The sequence below is a fragment of the Acinetobacter sp. CS-2 genome, from assembly GCF_016599715.1.
Classification (GTDB): Bacteria; Pseudomonadota; Gammaproteobacteria; order Pseudomonadales; family Moraxellaceae; genus Acinetobacter.
On sequence record NZ_CP067019.1, the window covers coordinates 1,087,788 to 1,109,262 of the forward strand.

Consider the following 21,475-nt stretch of genomic DNA (forward strand, 5'->3'; position numbering starts at 1 on the left):
AGTGCCTAAATTTCCTATAAACCTAAGTCATTGGTGATCTTATGAAATAACGTCAGCCGATTGGTAACTTGGATTTGTGACGCTGTGTATTAACTTGCTCGGCTATCAGCGCAAACGGTGGGATGCAGAAACCAGCCGTATAAGTCGGTTTGAATCCAGTGCGATTTCGTCACGTACTGAGTGGGCCTAAGAGAAATACTAGATCTGGGATGACAACCCGACCCATACAGAACGAAAGTTAAGAAGTCAGATTGATAGCCCATTTCGAGATGATGAATTAATGAGTAGCGTCTAGCCCCGCGGAGAGGGCCTTTCTTAATGCGCCATTAGCTCAAATGGAAAGAGCATGGGTTTTCTATACCAATGGTTGTAGGTTCGAGTCCTACATGGCGTGCCAGATTCTAATCCAATTGAATTTGATGCCTTTAAAACTACAAATGTCGGACCTAGTTATTTCTAGCTATAACTTAGTTATTTTTAGCTATAAGCACACATTTAGTTACCATGTCGAGCAGCACCTAGAAATGCTCGATCATTGCTTGATTAACCAGGAAGGAATCTTGCTTAGTTCGACAAAGCCAATGACATTATTTCAGCAATAAATATCATAAATTTATGTTTTATAAGTGAAAATAACTGACATTTCTTGCGACATGATTGCTTGATTGTCCAGGAGTAAAATCATGCTTAGATTACTGATGTGTTTATTCGGCGTACATGGTGCGACTGAAATCGATTACACGATTGATGATGAAGAAATCAAGGTGTGTCGGGATTGTTTGAAAGAAGTTAAATAGACCCTTGTCACTTCGGTGACATTTGCCGAACGTATTACGGCACACAAGACCCCACGTGTACTAGGTCATGGTGGGGTTTTTCTTTTCTTATTGGTGGCACCTATGACAGACAAAGTACAAGCGAAACAAGACTTAGAATTTTGCAGTGCTGAGCTGTCTAAGTATCAGAATCTCAGTAGATCGGGATTGACGCGGTCAGAGATGCTAACGATTGACGGCATCATGATTAAGCTGAAAGAGCGTATTAAGAATTTACGTGAAGCGTTGTATGCGTGATGCAAAAAGATTGGCAGCAGTTAGAAAGTTGCCATGCATACGATGCGGTAATCCAGATAGTCAGGCAGCGCATTCAAATAGTGCCAAGCATGGTAAGGGTAGATCGATTAAAGCCAGTGATGAGTTTACGGTGCCATTGTGTCATTCCTGCCATAGTGCATTTGACCAGTATCGATTGGGTACCAGGGCAGAAAGTGAAGCCATGTTTGAGAAGTGGTTGGTGAGAGTTGATCGGATGTTGAATCAAACAGACAAAGAGATTTTTTAACTGAGCCGTGTGGCTCTTTTTTTTGTGAGAAGAAAATGTCAAACGAAAAGCAGATTGAACAAGAAATTCAATCTAAAAACTTAAATGCACCACGTTTAACGCCTGATCTTATTGATAGCGTTATTGTTGATAAATATTTCTTTACAGCTGCAAATGCACAATGGGGTGCTGATCCAAATACAACAGCCTTGATTGGGATGCATAAGCAACTAGAGACATTAACTTTCTGTGTTTTGATTTTAAAGAATGGTTTCACGGTTACGGGTGAGTCTGCATGTGCAAGTCCTGAAAATTTTGATGCTGAAATTGGTAAAAAAATTGCGTATGAGAATGCGCGAAGCAAAATTTGGCAACTTGAAGGCTATTTATTGAAAGAAAAGCTATATCAAGCACAATAATTAAAGAGGGATAGGAAATGCAAAAAGCCGTGTTTCCTATCCAATCACATGCAGACATCACCAAAGCCATTAACTATATGCACACCAATTACACTCAGGCAGTTGAGAGTGGTAAGCCTTTACGTGTGGTGATAGATCAGAAACAGGATGACCGGTCGGCAGCTCAAAACAGATTATATTGGATGTGGTTAGGTCAGATCGAGAAGAAGAACGGTACACATAAAGATCAACTGCATTTTGAGTTTAAGAAAAAGTTTCTGATTTTTATTTATCGCCGGGATGATCAAGAGTTTGCCGAGACATGCAAAGCGATCGCAATGCTCAAGCAGAATGAGTGTGAAGAATATCGAGTGATTGCAGAGCAGGTGATCAGACTTTGTAGTACCACTAAATTAAGTGTTAAGCAGATGACTGAGTATTTGAATTGTGTACATGATTTTACTGTCACGCAATTAGGTATTCATTTGACTGTGCCTGATGATTTGATGTGGGTGACAAATGAGTAAAGATATAAACACTTGCACTCCTATAAAAAGGGTTGCAACCGTTGATTTAATTCCTTATGCAAACAACAGCCGGGTTCATAGTGATGAGCAGGTGAACCAGATTGCCGCATCTATTAAAGAGTTTGGCTTTTTAAATCCGATCATCATTGATGGTGACAATGGCATTATTGCAGGGCATGGTCGAGTCATGGCTGCGAATAAACTAGGCATTAAAGAATTGCCATGCGTTGATGCTAGTCACTTAACAGAAGCGCAAAAGAAAGCGTATGTGATTGCAGACAACAAGATCGCCTTAAATTCTGATTGGGATAACGATTTACTTCGCGTTGAGCTTGAGGGCTTACAAGAGCTTGATTTTGATCTATCACTTACAGGGTTTAATGAAGATGAACTTGGTGATTTATTGAATGTGGAGTTGCTGCCCGAATACGAAGAAGATGCAGATGGCGAGGTAATCGAGCCACCCGCAGAGCCAAAAACAAAAGAGGGTGATGTTTGGATTTTAGGAAAGCATCGCCTGATGTGTGGTGATAGCACGAGCATTGATGCTTTGGAAAAACTATGTAATGACCAGCTTGTTGACATGTGGCTAACCGACCCGCCATATAACGTGGCTTACGAAGGAAAAACAAAGGATGCATTAACAATCAAAAATGACTCGATGGGCGATGATGATTTTCGTCAGTTCCTTAGAGATTGTTATGTCGCTGCTGATGCTGTCATGAAACCAGGTGCGGCTTTTTATATCTGGCACGCAGACTTGGAGGGTTACAATTTTCGTGGCGCAGCGAAAGATGCAAACTGGAAAGTTCGCCAATGTCTTATTTGGAAAAAATCAACTCTAGTTATGGGGCGCCAAGATTATCACTGGAAGCACGAACCTTGTCTTTACGGGTGGAAAGATGGCGCTGGTCACCTATGGGCATCTGATAGAAAACAAACAACTATACTGGAATTTGATAAGCCGAGTAGAAATGGCGAACACCCAACCATGAAGCCTGTCGATCTTTTTTCATATTGTTTACTGAATAACACAAAGGGTGGCGACATTGTTTTGGATAGTTTCGGTGGGTCTGGAACAACCATAATCGCTTGTGAAAAAGATGGGCGTGTGGGCTACCTTATGGAACTCGACCCGAAATACTGTGACGTTATCATTAACCGATGGCAGACCCTAACAGGCAAAGAAGCCACACTTGAAAGCACAGGGGATAAATTTAATGATCTCTAATTATAAACTTTCAAAACCGTGCAAGGTGTGCGGCTGTGAGTACCAATTCCAGTCTCGCGCATCATGTGTTGAGTGTCATAAAGCAAAAAGCAAATCGTACTACCAAAAAAACAAAGAGAAATGTCGATCTCTTGTTAAGGCTTGGGTTGGGAAAAACAAAGAATACTGCAAGCAATACCGCAGAGCATATTATGAGGTTAATGGGGCATGATATGACCGCAAAACATGAGCCAACCACTGAAACCCGACTACAAGTTAAAACACTGGCAAGTGTTGGCACACCGCAAGACCAAATCGCTATTGTTGTTGGTATTACAAAAAACACACTACTTAAGCATTATCGAAAAGAGCTTGATGCAGCAATGACGATGGCTAACGCAAAGGTGGCGCAATCATTATTTCAGCAAGCAACAGCAGGGAATACCTCAGCCGCTATTTTTTGGCTTAAATGTCGTGCAGGATGGGTTGATAAGCAATCCGTTGAGCACTCAGGCAAATTGGAAATTGAATCACTTTCAAGTTTGATGGATGAGCTAAGCAAAGAAGATTAATAAGGAGGGCATATGCTTAAACCTGAGCATAGAGCAAAACTTATTGATCAGCATTGGCGGCTAAATAATCTCTACCAAATTACCGACAAGAACGGCAAGCAAGTCAAGTTTAAAATGACACTTGAGCAGCTTGAGTATTTTGAAAATGAGTGGTCGAGAAACATCATCCTAAAAGCGCGTCAGCTCGGTTTTACGACTGAGATGTGCATCATTCAATTGGATGCTGCACTATTCATGTCGGATAAGTGTGCCTTGATTGCACATACCCTGCATGATGCTAAACGCCTATTCCGTGAAAAGGTTAAATATGCTTATGAGAAGCTGCCACATCCATTGCGCGCAGCCAATCCATTAAGCATTGAAACCAAAGAGGAGCTTGTATTCTCTAAAGGCGGATCGGTCACAGTTAGTACATCATTCCGTGGTGGAACGCTAAAGCGATTACATATATCTGAGTTCGGTAAGATCTGTGCTAAATACCCAGATAAAGCTCGTGAGATTGTCACTGGTGCTTTTGAAGCGGTTGGTTTAGGCGGAAAGATTACCCTTGAATCTACAGCTGAGGGTAAGTCGGGTTATTTCTATGACTATTGCCATACTGCTGAGAAGTTGCAACTGCAAGGCAGAACACTTGGCATTCTGGACTGGAAATTCTTTTTCTTCTCATGGTGGAAAAACCAAGACTATTCACTCCCTGTAATAACAGAAATTCCACAGCGCTTAAAAGATTACTTTTCTGAGCTAAAAGCTAAATACAACATACATACCACGCCAGAGCAGCAGCAATGGTACTGGCAGAAAGAGAAAACGCTTGGTGAGGACATTAAGCGCGAATATCCATCCATCCCATCGGAAGCCTTTGCCCAATCTGTAGAGGGTGCTTACTACAAGAAGCAATTCAAATTCTTGTATGAGAATGGTCGTATTGGTGAATTACCTGATAACTCACATTTGGATGTGATGACCTTTTGGGATTTGGGTGTATCGGATTCTATGGTGATCTGGTTCGTTCGTAAGATCGGTGATGATCGTTATCAAGTGATTGATTACTACGAAAACTCAGGTGAAGGGATGCGTCATTACTTCAAAGTCTTGAAAGATCGTGGTTACAACTACTCAGCGCACTACGCTCCACACGACATCCAAAACCGCTCACTTATGAATGATGGTAAATCTCGTCTTGATATTGCCAAAGAAGGTTATGACATTGATGGGGCGATATATTCAGTGCGCTTTCAGGTGGTTCCTAATATTGGAATCATGGACGGCATTGAATTGGCTCGTGAAATTCTACCTCGATGCGAGTTTGATGAAACCAAGTGTGCAGAAGGTATTTCTCATTTGGAAAACTATCGCAAAGAGTGGGATGACAAGCGTGGTTGCTGGAAAGATAAGCCATTGCATGACCACACATCGCATGGCGCGGATGGGTTTAGATATTTTGCTGTGGCGATGAATAAAATCCCACAAGTCACACACATCGATATACCAATGTTTGGATTTTAATTATGAGTATTACAAACACCCATGCTGACTATGATAAGCACATTAAGACTTGGAATAAGTTGGACGATGTTTGTGATGGTCAGGAAGTTATTAAGGGAAAAGGTGAGGCATATTTGCCAAAGCCTGCTTTATTCACTTCAAAGAATGATCCTAAAGGATCGGATCGATATAAAGAATATTTAATGCGCGCTATCTTCCCTGGTGTGACCAGCCGAACTTTGGCAAGTCATATCGGTTTGGCCTTTGGTAAAACCCCGGTATTTAATCGGCCAGATGATCTGGAATATCTGGACCGGAATGCCGATGGTGCGGGGCGTTCTATTTACCAGGTATCACAGCGTGCAATGCGGCTGATTAATCGCAATTATCGCTGTGGTGTGTATGTAGATCATCCTAATGTAGAACCAAGCCGAAACCGGGCAGAAGATAAGACCAAAGGTGCTTATCCGATGATTCATATCATCAAAGCTGCTGCGGTTGAAGATTGGGATTACATCATTGTTGGCAATCAAAAAAAGCTGAGCTATGTCAAAATTCATGAAACGGTTAAAGAGCGTGATGGATTTAGCTTGTCCACCATTGAACAGTATCGATTGCTATGGTTGAAAGTGGTAGACGGTCGCTTTGTTTATGTGGTTGAAGTCCATAAGAAGAATGAGAAAGGTGACTGGTATTTAGATCAGACATCAACTCCGACTGATTATGACGGCAATACATGGGATTACATTCCATTCACTTTCTGTGGTGCTATCGACAACTCAGAAGAAATTGACACAGCACCTTTGTATGAACTGGCCGAGATTGAACTTTCATATTACCGGAGTTCTGCTGATGTAGAGGAATCTGCATTTATTGTAGGACAACCTACATTGTGCTTTCCAAATATCACGCCAGAACAGTACGCGATGGTGAAAGAGTCGGGTGCCAGTGTTGGTAGTCGCACCGGTATCCCAACGGATGGTAAGTTTATCCAGGCGGATGAAAACGGTTTGGCATATAAGCGTATGCAAGACAAGTGGGACCAGATGAAAGAACTGGGTGCCCGGCTGATTGAGGTTGGGTCTGCCAATAAAACGGCTGAGCAGGCCGGGAATGAAAACTCTATTCAGCATTCAGTCTTGTCGCTGGTGGCAGCTAACATTTCAGAAGCGATGACCATGGCCCTGCGCTGGTGTGCAAAGTTTGCCTTACCAAATCATGATCTTAAAGTGGATGAGCTGAGCTTTACGATTGCTCAGGACTTCAATAAGCCGAAATATGATTCAACACGCTCTAAATTGATTTATGAAGCCTGCCTTGCTGGTGAGTTGCCGATGTATGTTTGGTATCACTACGAGCAGACAGGTACTTTCCCTGAAGATAAATGGGAAGATATCGTGAAGAAAATTGAAAAGCGGAATGATGGCACTGTGGATGCATAAATATGAACACATCAGCGCAAAAAGCCTTACTTGATGCGCTGACTCAACATCAGGCATATCTATATCGGGCATCCTCACAGAATGTAAATGATCTGATCAAAGTTTTTGACAAGTTGTCGAATGAGCAGCTCCTTAAATTTGGTGATTTACTCGAGAACTTAACTGAATCAGAACGCAAAGCCTTACAAGGTCTCAACTTTTCAAGCAAAGCTAAGGCCAGTCGTAATATTGAGGAAATCAAAGCCACTTTAAACGAGTGGTTTTCTTCATTAAATACCCAGATGTCAGAGATATTTGAACAGTCTGCTATTGCCTTGGCTGTATATGAGGCTAGTTATACCATTGCGCTAATGGGCGAAACGCTTCAGGTTGATGGTGAAAAGCTATATCAGAAAGCCAAAAAGATGCCTTTCTCTGGCGGTCAGCTGGTTGATTACCTGTTTGCTGATATCGCGGAAAATTTACGCAAGAAAGTGGAATACGTCATTCGTGATGGTATTTCACAAGGCCAGACTAATCAGCAGATTATTAATCGAATTAAGGGGCGAAAGTCACTTGATTATAAAGATGGATTGCTCCAGTCAGAACGTTATGTCATTGAGCGCCAGGTAAGAACAGCCAGGAGCCATGTATCGAATACATCGTATTTACAGACCTACGAAGCTCTTGGATTTACACATATTAAATTCGTCAGTGTGCTTGATGGGCGTAGTAGTTTTACGTGTGCAAACCTAGATCAAACCATGTGGAAGATTGATGATCCCAAAATTAGAAGACCTCCACTTCATCCAAATTGCAGATCGACGCTGATTGGTGTTGATGCTGATGGAAATCTGGGTGGGGTGCGTCCATTTGTGGCGGACGAGCGGAAAATCAAGAATATCCCCAAAGATGAGCGTGATGGCATCATTGGTCAGGTCGAGGCGAATACTAAATTTTCAGATTGGTTTAAGGATCAGGGTGATGATTTTCAGCGCAATTGGTTGGGGAGCACACGCTTTGAGCTATATAAAAAATCAGACTTTCCAATTGATAAATTTGTTGATCCAATTGGGCGAAAATACACGCTTGATGAGTTGCGAAAAATGGACAAAAAAACCTTTGAAAACTTAGGTTTATGATGTTTCTGTGGTATAATTTTTAGACAAAACAAAACCCCAAAAGACGGCTATCTTAAGGGGTTTCTGATCACAACTTATCTACTTGGAGATAATGTCATGACTGATTCGAATTGTACTTGCAAAACTTGTGGTTCGCAATTTAAACCAGTGAAAGGTAAGCGTAATATTTACTGTGGAATGCCTTGCTATCGTGTTGCACAAAAGCGCGGTGATTATATTGGTTCAAAAGGTACTACTAGAAAGCATCAATGTGCACATTGCAATGCCGATGTTTTAGGTAAATCTAAAAGTAGTAGGCGTAATGGGGCTTTGTCCGAGAATATATTTTGCAACCGTATTTGTTACGATGCTTTCAAGGCAGACTTGAAAAACAAGGTTTTAAGAAGATGTGCAGGTTGTGATAATGAGATTAGTCGTGCACATGGTCATGGGACTAATGCGAAATATTGCTCTAATGATTGCAAACTAAATCATAAGAAATCAAAAGATCGGCACTGTATTTCTTGCGGTGTGTGGTTTAGCTCGCTGAAATGGAATAATACAATTGGGCGTTTGGTTGCTGATAATTTCAGAAAAACATGCTCTGAAGAGTGTTATATAAACCAAATCAAAACAAACCAAGAGCGAAAAGACAAAATAAGCCAAGCCTTTCAGGGTGCAAAACACCCTAATTGGCAAGGTGGCTCGTCTTACATGGAAGCCAATAAGTTTAGAGGCTCTAATTGGCAGGTGATACGCCAGAAAATTATAAAAAGAGATGATTTTAAGTGTATTCAATGCGGTTTAACCCGTGAGCAACACTATGAAAAATATGGGCGTGACTTATCTGTAAACCATATCAAGCCATTCCATCAATTTGGTGGGAAAAATGAGCTGGCAAACAAACTAAGTAATTTGGAAACGCTCTGCGATTCATGTCACACAAAGACTGATTGGCAGTATCGAAAATCGAATTCGATTCAACAAATTCTGTGTTTTGCGTGAGCTTAAGGCTTTGGATGAAAAGACGTTTGAGGTGGTGGGGTTATGAAGGTGAAGTATGACTGATGTAATGGGTGCGGTATATCTTTGGCTTTTTATTATTGTTGCTGTGGTTTTTTCAATTGGTTTTGCATGTGGAACTTATTTCATATGACTATATCTGAACAGCAAATCATTAATGACTTAATTTTAAAGGCTTGGACTAAGAAATGAAAGAAATTACGATTCAAGAATATTCAGTGCTAAAGAAAAAACTTGAAGCTGAGATTGCAGGCTTTGTGCAAAATAAAGTTGCAGAATTTCAGCATCAAACAGGGATTCAGCCCACAAATATTTATATTTTTACTGAAACCATGAAAGCATTTGGCTTGCCTGATGCGGTTGTAGTTACTAGCAGTGAAATCGAAACAGATATTTAAAATTTAACCAAATTCAACTTAAGCACCCAACCGGGTGCTTTTTTATTGCCTGCTGAAAGCGGATGCGGACAGCGTAACGAGCGGATGCTCATTTTAGAAATAGGGTCGGATGACTTATGAAATTGAAATTAGACGAAAACGGTCATGTAGTGGTTCAAGATGGCAAGCCTGTTTATGTCCATGATGATGGTAAAGAGGTAGCTTTTGATGCACCGCAGACAGTGGCAACGATTACTCGCCTGAATGGTGAAGCTAAAACTCATCGTGAAGCCAAAGAGCAATTTGAAGCACAGGCTAAAGCTTTCGAAGGGCTTGACCCTGTAAAGGTAAAAGAGGCGTTAAACATTGTTCAAAACTTGGATGCTAAAAAACTTGTGGATGCAGGTGAGGTAGACAAGGTGAAGGCTGAAATTACTGAAGCGTTAAAACAGACCTACGAGCCACAACTCCAAAAACTTACACAAGAACGTGATTCTGTGCAGCAGCAATTACACAGTGAATTGATTGGCGGTGGTTTTGCTCGTTCTAAGTTCATTCAAGACAACATCGCTGTACCGGTAGACATGATTCAAGCCACGTTTGGGAAAAACTTCCAGATCGAAAACGGCAAAGTCGTGGCAGTTGGTGCCGATGGTCAAAAAATCTATTCACGCACTCGCCCGGGTGAAATCGCAGACTTTGATGAGGCCTTGGAAACTTTGGTTGGTGGATACCAGCACAAGGATTCAATTTTAAAAGGTTCTCAAGCTGGTGGCGGTGGGTTCCAGGGTGGTGGTCAAGGTGGTGGTGCAAAAACAATGACGCGCCAGCAGTTTGAATCTCTTGATCCTGTTGGCCGGGCACAATTCACGCGTGAAGGCGGACAAATTCAATAATATTTTTAATGGAGTTTAGCTTATGGCTAACGATTTAAATGGTTTAATCCCTACGATTTACAATGCGCTCGATACAGTATCACGTGAGCTTGTTGGTATTATTCCAGCAGTTTCGTCTGATATGACATTTGAGCGTGCAGCAAAAGGCCAGAAGGTGAAATCACCTGTAACCTCTGGTGCAACTGCTACTGACATCACACCAGACGTAACGCCACCAGATGATGGGGACCAAAACATTGGTTCTGTCGAAATGGAAATCACTAAAGCACGTCGTGTTCCTGTTCGCTGGAACGGTGAGGAAAAGCGTGGTCTGGACAACAATGGCGCATCATACAATGTAATCCTGCGTGACCAATTCGCTCAAGGTATGCGTACTCTGGTGAATGAAGTTGAAGCGGATTTGGCGGCATTACACTTAAAAGCGTCACGCGCAGTTGGTACTGCTGGCACAACTCCTTTTGCAAGTGGTTTAGGCGATACAGCACAAGCACTGAAGTTGCTTAAAGACAATGGCGCACCAGCATCTGATTTGCAGATGGTAATTGATACTACTGCTGGCGCAAACATGCGTACATTGGCGCAGCTTAATAAGGCGAATGAAGCTAACGACGATAGCTTGCTGCGTCGTGGTGTATTGCTTGATGTGCATGGTTTTGCGATTCGTGAATCCGCTCAAATCAAATCGCATACAGCCGGTACTGGTGCATTAGCAACTACTGATACAACAGGTTATGCAGTGGGCGCTAAGGAAATCACGCTTGCGAGTGCTGGCACCGGAACCATCCTTATTGGTGACGCTATTTCATTTGCTGGCGACCCTAACAAATATATCGTTGTTGCTGGCGATACGGATGTGTCGAATGGCGGCAAGGTGACTATTGCGGCTCCCGGCTTACGTAAAGCAATCCCAGCAGCTGCGACAGCAATCACTGTGACTGCTGGTTCTGTGCGAAACATGGTTTTCCCTCGTTCTGCGATTGCACTGGCAACACGTGCACCTGCATTACCGCAACAAGGTGATTCTGCTGTTGACCGTACAATCATCACTGATCCAGTGAGCGGCTTGTCCTTTGAAGTATCTGTATATGCTCAATACCGTCAGGTGCAATATGAAATTGCGCTGGCATGGGGCTGTGCTGCACTCAAGCCTGAACATCTCGCGATTGTTTTGGGGTAAGCATTAAATCAAGGACGCTTTGTGCGTCCTTTGTTTTTGGAGAGCAACATGCCACAGATGAAAACAGTAAAAGTTAAACCATGGTCAAAAGATCAAGGTAACTATGTATTAATTAATGAATTGGATTTTGATCCAAAGATTCACGCACTCTATGAAGAAGTAGAGCAAAAAGAGCCAGCCAAACGCTCAACCAGAACTGTAAAACCAACGGAATAATCATTATGAGCTTTATTACTCAAGAACAGGCTGAGCAAATTTTAGGGGCAGACTTTGCACCAGCTGGTGATAAAGCTCGCCTCGTTTTACTTGCAAACACCTGGATGAAAAACGAAGTCGGATTTGTTCCAGATCCAATTGACGACCTTATTAAGCAAGCAGCCTGCGAAATTATCAAAGGTATTCAGGCTGGTGTGATTTATTCTGGTATTGCCCGGCAGACAACCAGTGAAAGTGTAAAGGCCGATACAGTACAGGTTAGTGAAACATTTGCTGAAGGTAGTCGCGAAATTTCAGAGTATGAGCAAATCGCTAAAGCTTTGATTGATTCGCTTGATCTAAAACCCAAAGGATTTGGATTTGAGGTGTATCGGGCATGATTAATAACAATTATGTGCCTGAATGGTATACCACACCATTTGAGCACATGCGTTACACACTGGTCAGAAACCAAGATCAACTCGATATTCTATTTGATACTGTAAAAGCACCATTTGAATTTTTAGAAGGTGGCGCAGATGCCCGGGTAAACTTTAATGATGACCATGCAATTGTTCAGATTAAAGATTGCGACTGGTGGGATGTAAATCAGATTCATGGCCTTCTACTTCATGAGGCTGTGCATATCTGGCAAGAGTTAAAGTTAAAAATGGGTGAAGAAAACCCAAGTATCGAGTTTGAAGCTTATTCAATTCAAGCACTAGCTCAAGACTTATTTGAGCTTTATGAGCGGAGTGAATGCAGTGATCAAAAATAAAATCCAATCCAAGGTTGGTAAGGCATTTGATAAAAAGCTCGGTGATGCAGTCGATACTTTTACATGTTCCAAAGAAATCCAGTCAGGTAACTTTGATTTTGCAACGCAGACCTATCCGGTGATTACAGTTGAAGCTTATACCGGACGTGGTGTGCTGTTTGGATCGTACTTAAAAGATATGGTCAAACCGACTGATTATCAGGTGACTGACTGCAAGGCCATTGTGCTACAGAATGAAGTGACTCAGGTGCCACAGATTGGTGACGTCTGGACTACCAGTAAGGGCCGGTTTAAGTTGGTAAATATTGGGGTTGATTCAGTAAGTGCTACTTATACAGCTCAATTAAGAAAGGTGAGCGCATGATTTGTATTGATGATCAAAACCTTATACACCAAGCCATGCATACGGATGGCGTTTATCATGTTGATGTAGGACAATCTGAACCCAAAGTTAAAGAAGTCTTGCTGGATGGCATTAAGACACCACATGTAATTTTTTGCGACACAAATAAAGGCTATCTCATAAAGCATAAACAGGCAGTGGATGGAAACCTGATCGTAGAAAATGGCGATCTTATTTATGAAATAAAAATAGGTAAGGTTGAGGTAGTTAAAGATGTCCTGGACAAACAAGCCAACTAATTTTGCACTCAACGTTCTGAAAGATGCAGATGACCACCTTAAAAAGATTGTAGGGGATACGCTACAGCAAGTGATTACTCGATCCCCGGTTATGGATGGTGAATTTCGAGCATCACATAAAGTCACACTTGATTCTCTGCAAACCACCTATGAGAAAGGCTTTGACTTGTCAGGTGGTACAACACTGGCAGAAGGCTTAAAGGTGGCATCTACAGCAAAAATAGGCGGGCTTGTTTATATCCAGACATTAAGCCCATATGGTGACAAGTTGGAGAATGGTTGGAGTCAGCAAGCGCCACTCGGAGTATTTGCACTAGCCTTTCAATCTGTAGCAAATAAGTATAATAAATAGATAGTTATGGTATAATAAATAAGCGAAAAGCCTAGTTGCTGGAAACAACTAAGCCTTTCTAATCAACCTGTTAATGAGAGTAACAAGATGACCGAAGTCAATTCTAAAGTCATGGCGTCTGCTATGCAATCAAAGACTGAAAAGTTTATTCAGAAAGCCAGAAAAGTTCATGGCGAAAAATATAGCTATATCAACTCAATCTACACCCGATCCAAAGAGAAAATCGAAATAATCTGCCTTCAACATGGCTCTTTCTGGCAATTCCCTGACAACCACTTAAAGGGTCATGGTTGTTGTGAGTGTGCAGGGGTTGGGCGAAGAAACACAAAGGAAATAATCGACAGGTTTAGAGCCAAGCATGGCGATAGATATGATTACTCAAAAGTAATCTTTAAATCTGTAGATTCACCCGTTGAGATTGGCTGCAAGGTTCATGGTTATTTTTGGCAAACACCATACAACCACACAAAGGGCGCTAATTGCAGGCTGTGCGCAATTGCCGAACACCCAAATCTTCAGCAAAAAGATGAGGACTTAGTGATTGCTGAATTTCTCTGTACACGACAAATTTCATAGGATCCTTGTCCTATCAGGCTTTTTCTTTCTTAAAATTGCTAGCACTTTCTTAAATTCTTCTTTTTTTCCAAAACCAATCAAACGTAGAATAGCCATTTGAACATAGTCCAAACCGTAGCGAAATAAACTTACTGAAAGTCGTCCATGCTTCTTTATTTTTATCGCTTTTTTCCGATCATGTTGCCATTCACCTGTTAAATAGCACCAACAGAAACCGATAGCTAGCACTGCTATCAATTTCTTGACTCGTCTAGGGTCTGTTAAACGAGTATTTTCAAGATTGAATCCACGTCCTTTGAGACAACTAAATAACGTTTCGATTTCCCAGCGTAATGCATAATCACGAATAGCAGAAGCATTAAACATAGGAGAAACAACAAGTAAAAGCTCTCCATCTTCTAATCGTAGCGCACTAATATACAGTTTCACTCGACCAACCCAAATACGTCGTTTACGACATTCAGTTTGACCAACTTGAAGATGACGAAATAAATCACTAATTTTATGATTCTTGGCTAAGTGATTGGTCACAATAAAGTTTTTTTAACACGTATACAGAAGTTAATGTCATTTTCAATTAACCATGTAAACCATTTCTCACCGATAAATTCTCTGTCTGCAAACACATTCACAATACGATCTTTACCAAAAATGGAGATAAAGCGTTGAATCAAAGCAATACGCTCTTTTGTATCTGAATTTCCACGTTTATTGAGCAATGTCCAAACAATAGGTATCGCTATTCCACGATAGACGATGGCTAACATCAAGATATTAATATCTCGTTTTCCCCATTTCCAATTAGTTCTATCCAAAGTTAATTGGACTTTATCGAATGAAAATATATTGAAAATTAACTGAGAAATTTGACGATAATCGAAATACTGATCTGCAAAGAAGCGTTGTATACGTCGATAAAATGATTGTGGTAAGCACTTGATGGGTAAGGCTTTAGATGCAGAAGAAAGATTACATGTCTGTTTTACAATTAATGCAAGCATAATCAGTGTAAAACATTTTGCATGTGACTTGTTCCACTTTAGATATTTGTTTAAGATGAGATGTAACTCATTGAAATGTGTCATCATATTCGTCGTCAGAAAACAAGTATTATGCCATTATTTCAATGAGTTATCTTTTTTTGTCGTGTACAAAGGCTGAATTTATAAAAGCGCATGGTGATAGGTATGACTATTCGCTTGTCAAATATAAAGGGGCTTTTGTTCATGTAGATATTATTTGCAGAGAGCATGGTATTTTTAAACAAACCCCGCATAATCATAAGGGTGGAAACGGATGCCCTGATTGTGCAAATGAAAACAAAGATACCTATTCAAGAGGAAAGTACATAAATCTATGTAAAAAATACTCAGACGGGAAAAGCTCGTTATACCTAATTCAAATGAAAGGAAATGGTGAGGTTTTTTACAAAATAGGCATCACTAAAGAAACCATTAAAGAGCGATTTAGGAAAGTAAAAGGCTACTCGGTTGCGCTGGTTCATGTCGTGCAGGGTGATGCTGGCTACATTTGGGATTTGGAAAAAAGAATCCATGGTTTATTAAAAAGATACAAATACAGTCCAAGGATAATTTTTGGTGGACACACCGAGTGTTTTAACAAGATAACTAAACCTGTGATAGGGCTGTTAAAGCAGCTTGAAGCAGATACTCAAATTCAATTGGTGGCATAACATGAGCATGTCCTTATCTCAAGCTGAAACTGAAATTTATAAAAAAATTGGTCAATTCACCGGTGTGGAAAAAGCAAATCTGCGCATTGAAAATCAACTTTTAAATAATGGGCAACCATTTAAAGCACCAACAAACAAGCCGTGGTGTAAGGTTTCTATACAGTACGCTGACAGCCAAATGGCATCTATTGGTGATGGCCCGTGTATCCGTGATTACGGCATGATTTCAATTCAGTGCTTTACACCAAAGAGCAATGGAACACTTGCTATGACCGCATTGTGTGACCAGTGGCGCGAATTACTGCAATCATTCGGTGTATCTCATCTTGAAGTCTACAAAGTCCACGCACCACAAAGCATGGATGACCAAGATTTTTACGCAAAAATAATTAGAGCTGAGTTCCGAGTGAACTAGCTTAAACCCTTAATTAAACCGTCCTTATTGGGCGGTTTTTTTATGCCTGTTTTCAGGCAAACCACTGGCTAGAGCGACGGTTCGAAAAGCACGTTTCCATATTCAGCGTGCCTGCCAGTTTCTTTTTTTTGAATATGGTTAGGAGAAAGTCATGAATATGATGACAACATTAAATTTACGCGCCATGGTCTCAAATGAAAATGGTGAACCAAAGACAACCAGTTATGCAGTAGCAGAAGCATTCAAAAAAAGACACTCTGATGTGCTTCGAGCAATTAAAAATATGAAGTGCTCACAGAAATTCCGTGAACGCAATTTTGCGCTTTGCTTTGAAAACAACAAGTTACAGAACGGAAAGCCTAGAAAATTTTATCAAATGACTAAAGATGGGTGGATGTTTCTGGTGATGGGCTTTAATGGCGAGAAGGCTGATGCAGTAAAAGAGCAATTTATTGATGCCTTCAACTGGATGGCAAGCCAATTAACCCAAATCTTTCAATCTAAATGGGCTAGATATAATCATATTGTCGGTTATCGCGAAAATCGCAAACAGCAAGTTAGTTGCTCAGCCAGAGACATGAATGTGTGGAAACATGAAAAGCATCCGCTTGATGATGAGATAGCGCAATTAGAAAGTGAATTGCAGCCGTCATTGCCATTTGCTGGCGGGGTTTAATCATGAATATTGCTTATGTGGTTGCAGAGTGTCGACCAAGCACAGACGAAGAAAATTATGCTGACATTAATATTGGCGATGATAGCTATATATTTTGTTCAATAGAGCCAGTAGCAGACACAGGAAATTGGCAGAAGAATATTCAAGCAGCCATTTTAATTGGCATTGATATTGAGCGAACAAGACCAAATCACAGACATATCACATTACATGCTGAAAGTATCTTGAAATTATGCCAAGGCATACAGGGTGAAACCATAGATTCTAACCAACATTAAACCCCGCCAAGTGCGGGGTTAATTATTTCAATGCCACCGAAAGGTGGTTTTTTATTGCCTAGAATAGGAGAAAACCATGAGTTCGGGCGCTAAACAGGTAACGCTCTACGGTGTTGAGTCAGCACCAGGAACAATTGCTGCAAACTGGAAAACACTAGCCTTTACTTCAAATAGTTTAGATGCAACAGCACAAACAACTGAGTCAGGATCAATCAAAGATAGCCGCATTGCATCAGGAACATTAGTGACTGGTATTGAAGCAAAAGGAGATATTGAAACAGAATTTGCCTATGGCATTCAAGATGACCTACTTGAAGCGGTTGCCTTTAATGCGTGGAGCAATAACGTATTAACTTTTGGTGGAACAACTCGCAAAACATTGTCAGTGATTCGTGGATTTAAGGACATCGGGAACTATCAAGTATTTACGGGATGCCACTTAAATCAATGGTCACTATCAATTCCTGAAAGTGGCATTGTGACTTCAAAATTCTCAATCATGGGAATGAAGCGCACAGCATATCAAGCAATGCCTACTGGTGTGGTAACAGATGCTGTAGATGCGATTCAATTCACATCACTTTCTGCTGGTGACATCTTGATTGATGATCAAGTCAAACCTGGAATGTGTGCAACCCAACTAGAATTGACCATTGATAACTCGATGCAGGTTCAGAAATGCCTGAATTATGAAAATAATATCAGTGCAGTGCTTGAATCAGTCCTAAAGGGTACAGGCAATATCACAATTGCATGGTCAAGCAACACTGCTGAATTGTACGAAAAGCAATTCTTAAACGAAACGATCGGCCTGCAATACTCACTGAAAGACTCGGATGGGAATAAATACACCTTGCTCCTACCAAAACTGCAATTAACTGCACCATTACCAAGCGGTAGTGCTACGGATGTTCTGCAAACTCAATTCTCATTTAGTATTGCAGATACAGCACCAACCTTGACCCGCATCCCAGTAGTTGTCGGCCCTTAATGCAAGCCCTTCGGGGCTTTTTGGAGAATTAAATGGAAATTGAAATTGAGCCTAAAGAAGTGGCTGAATATACACAGCGCTGGTTCGACTTTAAAGATGGTGCAAAACTGTTAATTGCTGATGCCGATAAACCATCATTTAACCGAGCACTAGAATTAAACAATATTCAGATAGATCGCGAGCTGTACGGCATTAAAAGCATCACAGATGAGTCGGCATTAGAGTCTCGGCTGGCTTTTAATCGTGCGGTGTCTCACTTGATTTTAGGGTGGTCGGGTTTTGAAGATAAAAAAACCAAACAGCCTATTGAGTATAGCCAGCAAAATGCTGAATTGTTATGTACAAGCACCAAGGCATCACTTGAGCTGGTTTTATTTTGTTTAAACAAATCCAAAGAGCTGCGTATTGAGAAAAATAAAACGGCTGATGAAGAGGTGGGAAAGTCCTTGAGCACTATCGACAAAGAAACATCAAATGGGCACCAGAAAAGACAGAAGAAGTCTACAAAAAGCTCGAAATAAAAGCACCACCACAGATTGAACGCAGCTTTACAGCCAGCTATTTAATCAGGGCATTCAATTACATCTCAAAAAGCAGAAAACTCATTCCACTGCAACATAGTGCGATATATCGAGAAATAACACTGCATGACATTCAAACCTACTTTGATTTGTTTGGGTGTGACATAGATAAGGGTTTATTTATTGATTGTATGTATGCTTTGGATAATGAGTTTCTGAAGGAAGCCAACAAATAGTTGGTTTCTTTTTAACTGATAAATTAGTATCTTGTGATTGCTTATAAGAGGGTATTCACATGAAAAAATTATTATTTATGGGTATTTTAAGTATTCTTTTTGTGGGTTGCTCAACCAGTCCCGTAAATAGCAATCAAACCGCAATGGTTCCTGAAAGTCGAATGGTTGATTCTGATTATTTTGTAAGAAAATCGGAAGATCAGACTAAGGTAACTTTTTTGCGAGATAAGGGTTTTTTAGGCTCTGGATGTACTCATGATATTTACGCTAATAATATAAAAATTTTCTCAATACGATCTAATGAAAAGGCTGTTATATACCTAAGACCTGATTATTATATCTTTAGACTAGAAACAGGCGGGGGAATGTGCCCAAATGTTGCAACTTCGCAAGAGGCAGAGATGAAGCCTAACGCAGAAGTTGAGTACCGCATACTTGTACCATCAGACTTTAATTTACGCCTAACAAGGATCAAATAATGAAAAATATATTAATTGCAGGGAGTTTGATGTGCTTATCCTTGGGTGCTTATGCAAAAAACACAAGCAATGCTAACCATGAAAAGAATTGTCGGATGTACATGGAAATGGCAAATACAATCATGAAGCAAAAGCAAAATGGTTTGCCATTGATTAAAGCTTTAGAGGCAAATGATTCAGCACTTAAGCAGAATCCAGATAAAAATATGCATAAGATTGTTAGCTTGATCATCCGTGATGCTTATGAACAACCAAGCTATTCAACCCCTTCAATAAAGGAAGATCAGCTAAATGAGTTTTCAGCAAAGTATTATTTAGGTTGTATAAGTATGTATGAGTAAAAGAAAAGCACCTTAGGGTGCTTTTTTAATATCTACCCTCAAGGTTATTAAGCCTACGATCATTATTAACCTGATCATCCTCCAGAGCAGCAACATCATCTTCAAGCCTAGCAACACGAGCTAAAAGGTCTTGCATCTTATCATCTTGCTCAAATGTCATTTCTAAGCGAAGGATTAACTCAGCAGTGAGTGTGCGGCCATTTTCTTTGGCAGCATTATCCAATTTATCCTTAAGTTCGGCAGGGATTCTAAAGTTTACTTGAGGATCTGTACGAGCCATTGTTCCGTTTGACCATTATATTCATTTAGACAAACTATAGAGTGCTATAAATAAATAGTCAAAAATATTGACACCAAATAAAGCACCTGCTTTAATGTGATTGTGATGTTGTTTTCAATCACATGCTATAAGGATTATGAAATGGCAAGACAAGACCCACAGGTAAATGTGCGTATACCTGAAAAAACTTTAGAGCGTTTTAAAGAGGAAACTCAAAAAGAACGCAGAACCATAACAGCTCAGATGAATATGATCATTGAAGAATGGTTGGAAGCAAGAGCGAAACAAAACGAAGCGAAAGCATGAAATCAATAGACAACAAAAAAGCCCATGATCTTGGCGGATAGGGCTTCAATGTTGTTAACACAGGAATATTAACTATGAGTAATTTAACACAAAACTTCGCAAACCCAAACAATCAACCGTTGGTAATTGGTGAATTTACTATTCGTCAGGATGAGGATGGTCGATACAGTCTCAATGATCTTCACAAGGCTAGCGGTGATGATAAAAAACATTTTCCTGCTTACTTTCTTCGTAACCAACAGACCAAAGATTTGATTACGGTTATTGAGAGTGAAAATTATGATGTCGGAAACCCGGCATCAAAAAATGTAAACTCTGCAAATTCGCATAGTTCAAAAAATAACCACTATGAGAATTCTCATAGTGCTGTGAAAGTAATCAATGGTGGTAATAGTAAAGGCACATACGTTGTCAAAGAGCTGGTCTACTCATACGCAATGTGGATTTCTGCAAAATTTCATTTGATGGTAATTCGCGCTTATGATGCGATGGTGATGCAAACCAAAGTTAATTCTCGCCAAGTAATTACACCTGAGCAGAAAGATACTTTGCAAAAAATTGTAGACCACAAGGCGAATGGCAATGATGGATTGCGTCCGCAGATATGGACACGACATAACCGCCATTTCAGAATTAACTCTTACCATGAGTTACTGGCAATACATTTCGAGGATGCGATCAAATATCTGCTTGAAATGGAAGTTAAGCCAAAAGCAGAAAAGCAGGAAGTGAAAGCTTTACCTTATCCGCAAGAAGTTATTCAAGTGGCACAGCAGATCAATAACGAATTCAACGGTGGTAAATACGACTCATGGTTTGTGAATGCACGGGATGGCATGCTATCTGTAATGCCTTTACCTCATGGCTACTATCCATTTAATGTGAAAGAATTTACCAAGCACTTTGATGGTGTGCTTAATACACTCTATGGAAGTGATGTGCTTCAGATTGGTCGATATATGCAGCGACAAGGTTAAATAAAACAAGAACCGCCCCAGTGGCGGTTTTTTAATACCCAGAATTTTTAGCTCGCATATCGCGGGCTTTTTTAATACCCAAAGAAAAACCCCAGTGTTAGCGCACCGGGGTTTTTTGATTCCACTCAACCGCGAAGTAAAGAGGAAAAACATTTCGTATGGATGATTTTATCAAATTGGCTAATTTATGTCTAATGGAGTTACGAAAAATG

32 protein-coding genes and 1 tRNA gene are annotated in these 21,475 nt (G+C 40.5%); 31 read left to right on the forward strand and 2 right to left on the reverse strand.

All coding sequences use genetic code 11. From position 1 onward, the window contains the following. The first annotated feature begins 320 nt into the window (after positions 1 to 320). The 21 genes from JFY49_RS05165 to JFY49_RS05265 all read left to right on the forward strand — a co-directional run bounded on the left by JFY49_RS05165 (position 321) and on the right by JFY49_RS05265 (position 14,070). A tRNA-Arg gene (locus tag JFY49_RS05165) sits at positions 321 to 397 on the forward strand. A gap of 415 nt (positions 398 to 812) precedes the next feature. Beyond that, positions 813 to 1,073 carry a hypothetical protein gene (locus JFY49_RS05170; protein WP_200224901.1) on the forward strand — a complete coding sequence of 87 codons (261 nt, stop codon included), beginning with the start codon at positions 813 to 815 and terminating at the stop codon, positions 1,071 to 1,073. Continuing rightward, positions 1,066 to 1,341 (forward strand): hypothetical protein, encoded by a 276-nt coding sequence (locus tag JFY49_RS05175; RefSeq protein WP_200224795.1) that lies wholly within the window; start codon positions 1,066 to 1,068, stop codon positions 1,339 to 1,341. The genes JFY49_RS05170 and JFY49_RS05175 overlap by 8 nt, the downstream gene beginning before the upstream one ends. Positions 1,342 to 1,376: 35 nt before the next feature. Continuing rightward, positions 1,377 to 1,739: a Gp49 family protein gene (locus tag JFY49_RS05180; RefSeq protein WP_200224213.1), complete on the forward strand. Its 363-nt coding sequence runs from the start codon at positions 1,377 to 1,379 to the stop codon at positions 1,737 to 1,739. Between the two features lie 17 nt (positions 1,740 to 1,756). Further along, a complete protein-coding gene (locus JFY49_RS05185) occupies positions 1,757 to 2,245 on the forward strand; it encodes a recombination protein NinB (RefSeq protein WP_200224215.1) in 489 nt (162 codons plus the stop codon). After that, entirely contained in the window at positions 2,238 to 3,476 is a 1,239-nt protein-coding gene (locus JFY49_RS05190) for a site-specific DNA-methyltransferase (RefSeq protein WP_200224217.1), read from the forward strand. The genes JFY49_RS05185 and JFY49_RS05190 overlap by 8 nt, the downstream gene beginning before the upstream one ends. 35 nt (positions 3,477 to 3,511) lie before the next feature. Continuing rightward, positions 3,512 to 4,027: a hypothetical protein gene (locus tag JFY49_RS05195; RefSeq protein WP_200224218.1), complete on the forward strand. Its 516-nt coding sequence runs from the start codon at positions 3,512 to 3,514 to the stop codon at positions 4,025 to 4,027. Between the two features lie 12 nt (positions 4,028 to 4,039). Then, positions 4,040 to 5,533, forward strand: coding sequence for a terminase (locus tag JFY49_RS05200; protein ID WP_200224220.1), 1,494 nt, complete (start codon positions 4,040 to 4,042; stop codon positions 5,531 to 5,533). Positions 5,534 to 5,535: 2 nt separating this feature from the next. Beyond that, the gene (locus tag JFY49_RS05205; protein ID WP_200224222.1) at positions 5,536 to 6,954 is read left to right on the forward strand and encodes a DUF4055 domain-containing protein; all 1,419 of its coding nucleotides are present in this window, start codon (positions 5,536 to 5,538) and stop codon (positions 6,952 to 6,954) included. 2 nt (positions 6,955 to 6,956) lie between these two features. Then, positions 6,957 to 8,075: a minor capsid protein gene (locus JFY49_RS05210; protein ID WP_200224224.1), complete on the forward strand. Its 1,119-nt coding sequence runs from the start codon at positions 6,957 to 6,959 to the stop codon at positions 8,073 to 8,075. Between the two features lie 96 nt (positions 8,076 to 8,171). After that, entirely contained in the window at positions 8,172 to 9,059 is an 888-nt protein-coding gene (locus tag JFY49_RS05215; RefSeq protein WP_200224225.1) for an HNH endonuclease, read from the forward strand. 206 nt (positions 9,060 to 9,265) lie between these two features. Continuing rightward, a complete protein-coding gene (locus JFY49_RS05220) occupies positions 9,266 to 9,475 on the forward strand; it encodes a GnsA/GnsB family addiction module toxin (RefSeq protein WP_200224226.1) in 210 nt (69 codons plus the stop codon). Between the two features lie 116 nt (positions 9,476 to 9,591). Then, the gene (locus JFY49_RS05225; protein WP_200224228.1) at positions 9,592 to 10,350 is read left to right on the forward strand and encodes a DUF6651 domain-containing protein; all 759 of its coding nucleotides are present in this window, start codon (positions 9,592 to 9,594) and stop codon (positions 10,348 to 10,350) included. 22 nt (positions 10,351 to 10,372) lie between these two features. Then, positions 10,373 to 11,527 carry a P22 phage major capsid protein family protein gene (locus JFY49_RS05230; protein WP_200224229.1) on the forward strand — a complete coding sequence of 385 codons (1,155 nt, stop codon included), beginning with the start codon at positions 10,373 to 10,375 and terminating at the stop codon, positions 11,525 to 11,527. A 48-nt stretch (positions 11,528 to 11,575) separates the two neighbouring features. Then, positions 11,576 to 11,743 (forward strand): hypothetical protein, encoded by a 168-nt coding sequence (locus tag JFY49_RS05235; RefSeq protein ID WP_200224230.1) that lies wholly within the window; start codon positions 11,576 to 11,578, stop codon positions 11,741 to 11,743. A 5-nt stretch (positions 11,744 to 11,748) separates the two neighbouring features. Next, complete coding sequence (locus JFY49_RS05240) at positions 11,749 to 12,123, forward strand: hypothetical protein (protein ID WP_200224233.1); 375 nt, start codon at positions 11,749 to 11,751, stop codon at positions 12,121 to 12,123. After that, positions 12,120 to 12,500: a hypothetical protein gene (locus JFY49_RS05245; protein ID WP_200224235.1), complete on the forward strand. Its 381-nt coding sequence runs from the start codon at positions 12,120 to 12,122 to the stop codon at positions 12,498 to 12,500. Before JFY49_RS05240 ends, JFY49_RS05245 begins: the two co-directional genes overlap by 4 nt. Further along, positions 12,490 to 12,864, forward strand: coding sequence for a glutamate 5-kinase (locus JFY49_RS05250; RefSeq protein WP_200224796.1), 375 nt, complete (start codon positions 12,490 to 12,492; stop codon positions 12,862 to 12,864). The genes JFY49_RS05245 and JFY49_RS05250 overlap by 11 nt, the downstream gene beginning before the upstream one ends. Then, positions 12,861 to 13,142: a hypothetical protein gene (locus tag JFY49_RS05255; protein ID WP_200224237.1), complete on the forward strand. Its 282-nt coding sequence runs from the start codon at positions 12,861 to 12,863 to the stop codon at positions 13,140 to 13,142. The genes JFY49_RS05250 and JFY49_RS05255 overlap by 4 nt, the downstream gene beginning before the upstream one ends. Then, complete coding sequence (locus tag JFY49_RS05260) at positions 13,117 to 13,494, forward strand: hypothetical protein (RefSeq protein ID WP_200224238.1); 378 nt, start codon at positions 13,117 to 13,119, stop codon at positions 13,492 to 13,494. The genes JFY49_RS05255 and JFY49_RS05260 overlap by 26 nt, the downstream gene beginning before the upstream one ends. An 87-nt stretch (positions 13,495 to 13,581) precedes the next feature. Then, positions 13,582 to 14,070: a hypothetical protein gene (locus JFY49_RS05265; RefSeq protein ID WP_200224239.1), complete on the forward strand. Its 489-nt coding sequence runs from the start codon at positions 13,582 to 13,584 to the stop codon at positions 14,068 to 14,070. On the opposite strand, the gene JFY49_RS05270 is transcribed toward JFY49_RS05265, so the two are convergent. Further along, a protein-coding gene (locus tag JFY49_RS05270) for an IS4-like element ISAba33 family transposase (protein ID WP_107010211.1) occupies positions 14,065 to 15,155 on the reverse strand; the annotation gives its coding sequence in 2 pieces (ribosomal slippage) (positions 14,065 to 14,615 and positions 14,615 to 15,155; 1,092 coding nt in all). The two genes, JFY49_RS05265 and JFY49_RS05270, sit on opposite strands and share 6 nt — an antisense overlap. Before the next feature lie 41 nt (positions 15,156 to 15,196). Between JFY49_RS05270 and JFY49_RS05275 the strand changes: the two genes are divergently transcribed. From JFY49_RS05275 to JFY49_RS05310, 8 genes are all read left to right on the forward strand, one after another. Next, positions 15,197 to 15,763, forward strand: a complete 567-nt coding sequence (locus JFY49_RS05275; protein ID WP_200224252.1) for a GIY-YIG nuclease family protein — start codon at positions 15,197 to 15,199, stop codon at positions 15,761 to 15,763. 1 nt (position 15,764) lies between these two features. After that, the gene (locus tag JFY49_RS05280; RefSeq protein ID WP_227609545.1) at positions 15,765 to 16,178 is read left to right on the forward strand and encodes a phage tail terminator-like protein; all 414 of its coding nucleotides are present in this window, start codon (positions 15,765 to 15,767) and stop codon (positions 16,176 to 16,178) included. A 151-nt stretch (positions 16,179 to 16,329) separates the two neighbouring features. Continuing rightward, the gene (locus tag JFY49_RS05285) at positions 16,330 to 16,854 is read left to right on the forward strand and encodes a Rha family transcriptional regulator (RefSeq protein WP_200224253.1); all 525 of its coding nucleotides are present in this window, start codon (positions 16,330 to 16,332) and stop codon (positions 16,852 to 16,854) included. A gap of 2 nt (positions 16,855 to 16,856) precedes the next feature. Further along, positions 16,857 to 17,132, forward strand: a complete 276-nt coding sequence (locus JFY49_RS05290) for a hypothetical protein (protein WP_200224254.1) — start codon at positions 16,857 to 16,859, stop codon at positions 17,130 to 17,132. A gap of 76 nt (positions 17,133 to 17,208) precedes the next feature. After that, the gene (locus tag JFY49_RS05295; RefSeq protein WP_200224255.1) at positions 17,209 to 18,123 is read left to right on the forward strand and encodes a phage tail tube protein; all 915 of its coding nucleotides are present in this window, start codon (positions 17,209 to 17,211) and stop codon (positions 18,121 to 18,123) included. Positions 18,124 to 18,155: 32 nt separating this feature from the next. Further along, positions 18,156 to 18,644 carry a hypothetical protein gene (locus JFY49_RS05300; protein ID WP_200224256.1) on the forward strand — a complete coding sequence of 163 codons (489 nt, stop codon included), beginning with the start codon at positions 18,156 to 18,158 and terminating at the stop codon, positions 18,642 to 18,644. A gap of 295 nt (positions 18,645 to 18,939) precedes the next feature. Continuing rightward, positions 18,940 to 19,359 (forward strand): hypothetical protein, encoded by a 420-nt coding sequence (locus JFY49_RS05305; RefSeq protein WP_200224257.1) that lies wholly within the window; start codon positions 18,940 to 18,942, stop codon positions 19,357 to 19,359. Next, positions 19,359 to 19,700: a hypothetical protein gene (locus JFY49_RS05310; RefSeq protein ID WP_227609547.1), complete on the forward strand. Its 342-nt coding sequence runs from the start codon at positions 19,359 to 19,361 to the stop codon at positions 19,698 to 19,700. Before JFY49_RS05305 ends, JFY49_RS05310 begins: the two co-directional genes overlap by 1 nt. A 25-nt stretch (positions 19,701 to 19,725) precedes the next feature. On the opposite strand, the gene JFY49_RS05315 is transcribed toward JFY49_RS05310, so the two are convergent. Beyond that, positions 19,726 to 19,980 (reverse strand): Arc family DNA-binding protein, encoded by a 255-nt coding sequence (locus tag JFY49_RS05315; RefSeq protein WP_200224258.1) that lies wholly within the window; start codon positions 19,978 to 19,980, stop codon positions 19,726 to 19,728. Between the two features lie 141 nt (positions 19,981 to 20,121). Here JFY49_RS05315 and JFY49_RS05320 point away from each other — a divergent pair, with 141 nt between their 5' ends. Next, positions 20,122 to 20,286: an Arc family DNA-binding protein gene (locus JFY49_RS05320; protein ID WP_200224259.1), complete on the forward strand. Its 165-nt coding sequence runs from the start codon at positions 20,122 to 20,124 to the stop codon at positions 20,284 to 20,286. Positions 20,287 to 20,360: 74 nt separating this feature from the next. Continuing rightward, positions 20,361 to 21,263: a KilA-N domain-containing protein gene (locus JFY49_RS05325; protein ID WP_200224260.1), complete on the forward strand. Its 903-nt coding sequence runs from the start codon at positions 20,361 to 20,363 to the stop codon at positions 21,261 to 21,263. The last annotated feature ends 212 nt before the right edge of the window (positions 21,264 to 21,475 follow it).

Bases quoted from the DNA above. Each gene is read 5' to 3' on its own strand.
- JFY49_RS05320 (WP_200224259.1), top strand. From the start codon at position 20,122: ATGGCAAGACAAGACCCACAGGTAAATGTGCGTATACCTGAAAAAACT.
- JFY49_RS05275 (WP_200224252.1), top strand. From the start codon at position 15,197: ATGAGTTATCTTTTTTTGTCGTGTACAAAGGCTGAATTTATAAAAGCG.
- JFY49_RS05185 (WP_200224215.1), top strand. From the start codon at position 1,757: ATGCAAAAAGCCGTGTTTCCTATCCAATCACATGCAGACATCACCAAA.
- JFY49_RS05255 (WP_200224237.1), top strand. From the start codon at position 12,861: ATGATTTGTATTGATGATCAAAACCTTATACACCAAGCCATGCATACG.
- JFY49_RS05325 (WP_200224260.1), top strand. From the start codon at position 20,361: ATGAGTAATTTAACACAAAACTTCGCAAACCCAAACAATCAACCGTTG.
- JFY49_RS05205 (WP_200224222.1), top strand. From the start codon at position 5,536: ATGAGTATTACAAACACCCATGCTGACTATGATAAGCACATTAAGACT.
- JFY49_RS05210 (WP_200224224.1), top strand. From the start codon at position 6,957: ATGAACACATCAGCGCAAAAAGCCTTACTTGATGCGCTGACTCAACAT.
- JFY49_RS05305 (WP_200224257.1), top strand. From the start codon at position 18,940: ATGAAAAAATTATTATTTATGGGTATTTTAAGTATTCTTTTTGTGGGT.
- JFY49_RS05280 (WP_227609545.1), top strand. From the start codon at position 15,765: ATGAGCATGTCCTTATCTCAAGCTGAAACTGAAATTTATAAAAAAATT.
- JFY49_RS05230 (WP_200224229.1), top strand. From the start codon at position 10,373: ATGGCTAACGATTTAAATGGTTTAATCCCTACGATTTACAATGCGCTC.
- JFY49_RS05215 (WP_200224225.1), top strand. From the start codon at position 8,172: ATGACTGATTCGAATTGTACTTGCAAAACTTGTGGTTCGCAATTTAAA.
- JFY49_RS05295 (WP_200224255.1), top strand. From the start codon at position 17,209: ATGAGTTCGGGCGCTAAACAGGTAACGCTCTACGGTGTTGAGTCAGCA.
- JFY49_RS05310 (WP_227609547.1), top strand. From the start codon at position 19,359: ATGAAAAATATATTAATTGCAGGGAGTTTGATGTGCTTATCCTTGGGT.
- JFY49_RS05175 (WP_200224795.1), top strand. From the start codon at position 1,066: ATGCGTGATGCAAAAAGATTGGCAGCAGTTAGAAAGTTGCCATGCATA.
- JFY49_RS05180 (WP_200224213.1), top strand. From the start codon at position 1,377: ATGTCAAACGAAAAGCAGATTGAACAAGAAATTCAATCTAAAAACTTA.
- JFY49_RS05300 (WP_200224256.1), top strand. From the start codon at position 18,156: ATGGAAATTGAAATTGAGCCTAAAGAAGTGGCTGAATATACACAGCGC.
- JFY49_RS05315 (WP_200224258.1), bottom strand. From the start codon at position 19,980: ATGGCTCGTACAGATCCTCAAGTAAACTTTAGAATCCCTGCCGAACTT.
- JFY49_RS05265 (WP_200224239.1), top strand. From the start codon at position 13,582: ATGACCGAAGTCAATTCTAAAGTCATGGCGTCTGCTATGCAATCAAAG.
- JFY49_RS05260 (WP_200224238.1), top strand. From the start codon at position 13,117: ATGTCCTGGACAAACAAGCCAACTAATTTTGCACTCAACGTTCTGAAA.
- JFY49_RS05285 (WP_200224253.1), top strand. From the start codon at position 16,330: ATGAATATGATGACAACATTAAATTTACGCGCCATGGTCTCAAATGAA.
- JFY49_RS05290 (WP_200224254.1), top strand. From the start codon at position 16,857: ATGAATATTGCTTATGTGGTTGCAGAGTGTCGACCAAGCACAGACGAA.
- JFY49_RS05200 (WP_200224220.1), top strand. From the start codon at position 4,040: ATGCTTAAACCTGAGCATAGAGCAAAACTTATTGATCAGCATTGGCGG.
- JFY49_RS05225 (WP_200224228.1), top strand. From the start codon at position 9,592: ATGAAATTGAAATTAGACGAAAACGGTCATGTAGTGGTTCAAGATGGC.
- JFY49_RS05190 (WP_200224217.1), top strand. From the start codon at position 2,238: ATGAGTAAAGATATAAACACTTGCACTCCTATAAAAAGGGTTGCAACC.
- JFY49_RS05220 (WP_200224226.1), top strand. From the start codon at position 9,266: ATGAAAGAAATTACGATTCAAGAATATTCAGTGCTAAAGAAAAAACTT.
- JFY49_RS05245 (WP_200224235.1), top strand. From the start codon at position 12,120: ATGATTAATAACAATTATGTGCCTGAATGGTATACCACACCATTTGAG.
- JFY49_RS05240 (WP_200224233.1), top strand. From the start codon at position 11,749: ATGAGCTTTATTACTCAAGAACAGGCTGAGCAAATTTTAGGGGCAGAC.
- JFY49_RS05235 (WP_200224230.1), top strand. From the start codon at position 11,576: ATGCCACAGATGAAAACAGTAAAAGTTAAACCATGGTCAAAAGATCAA.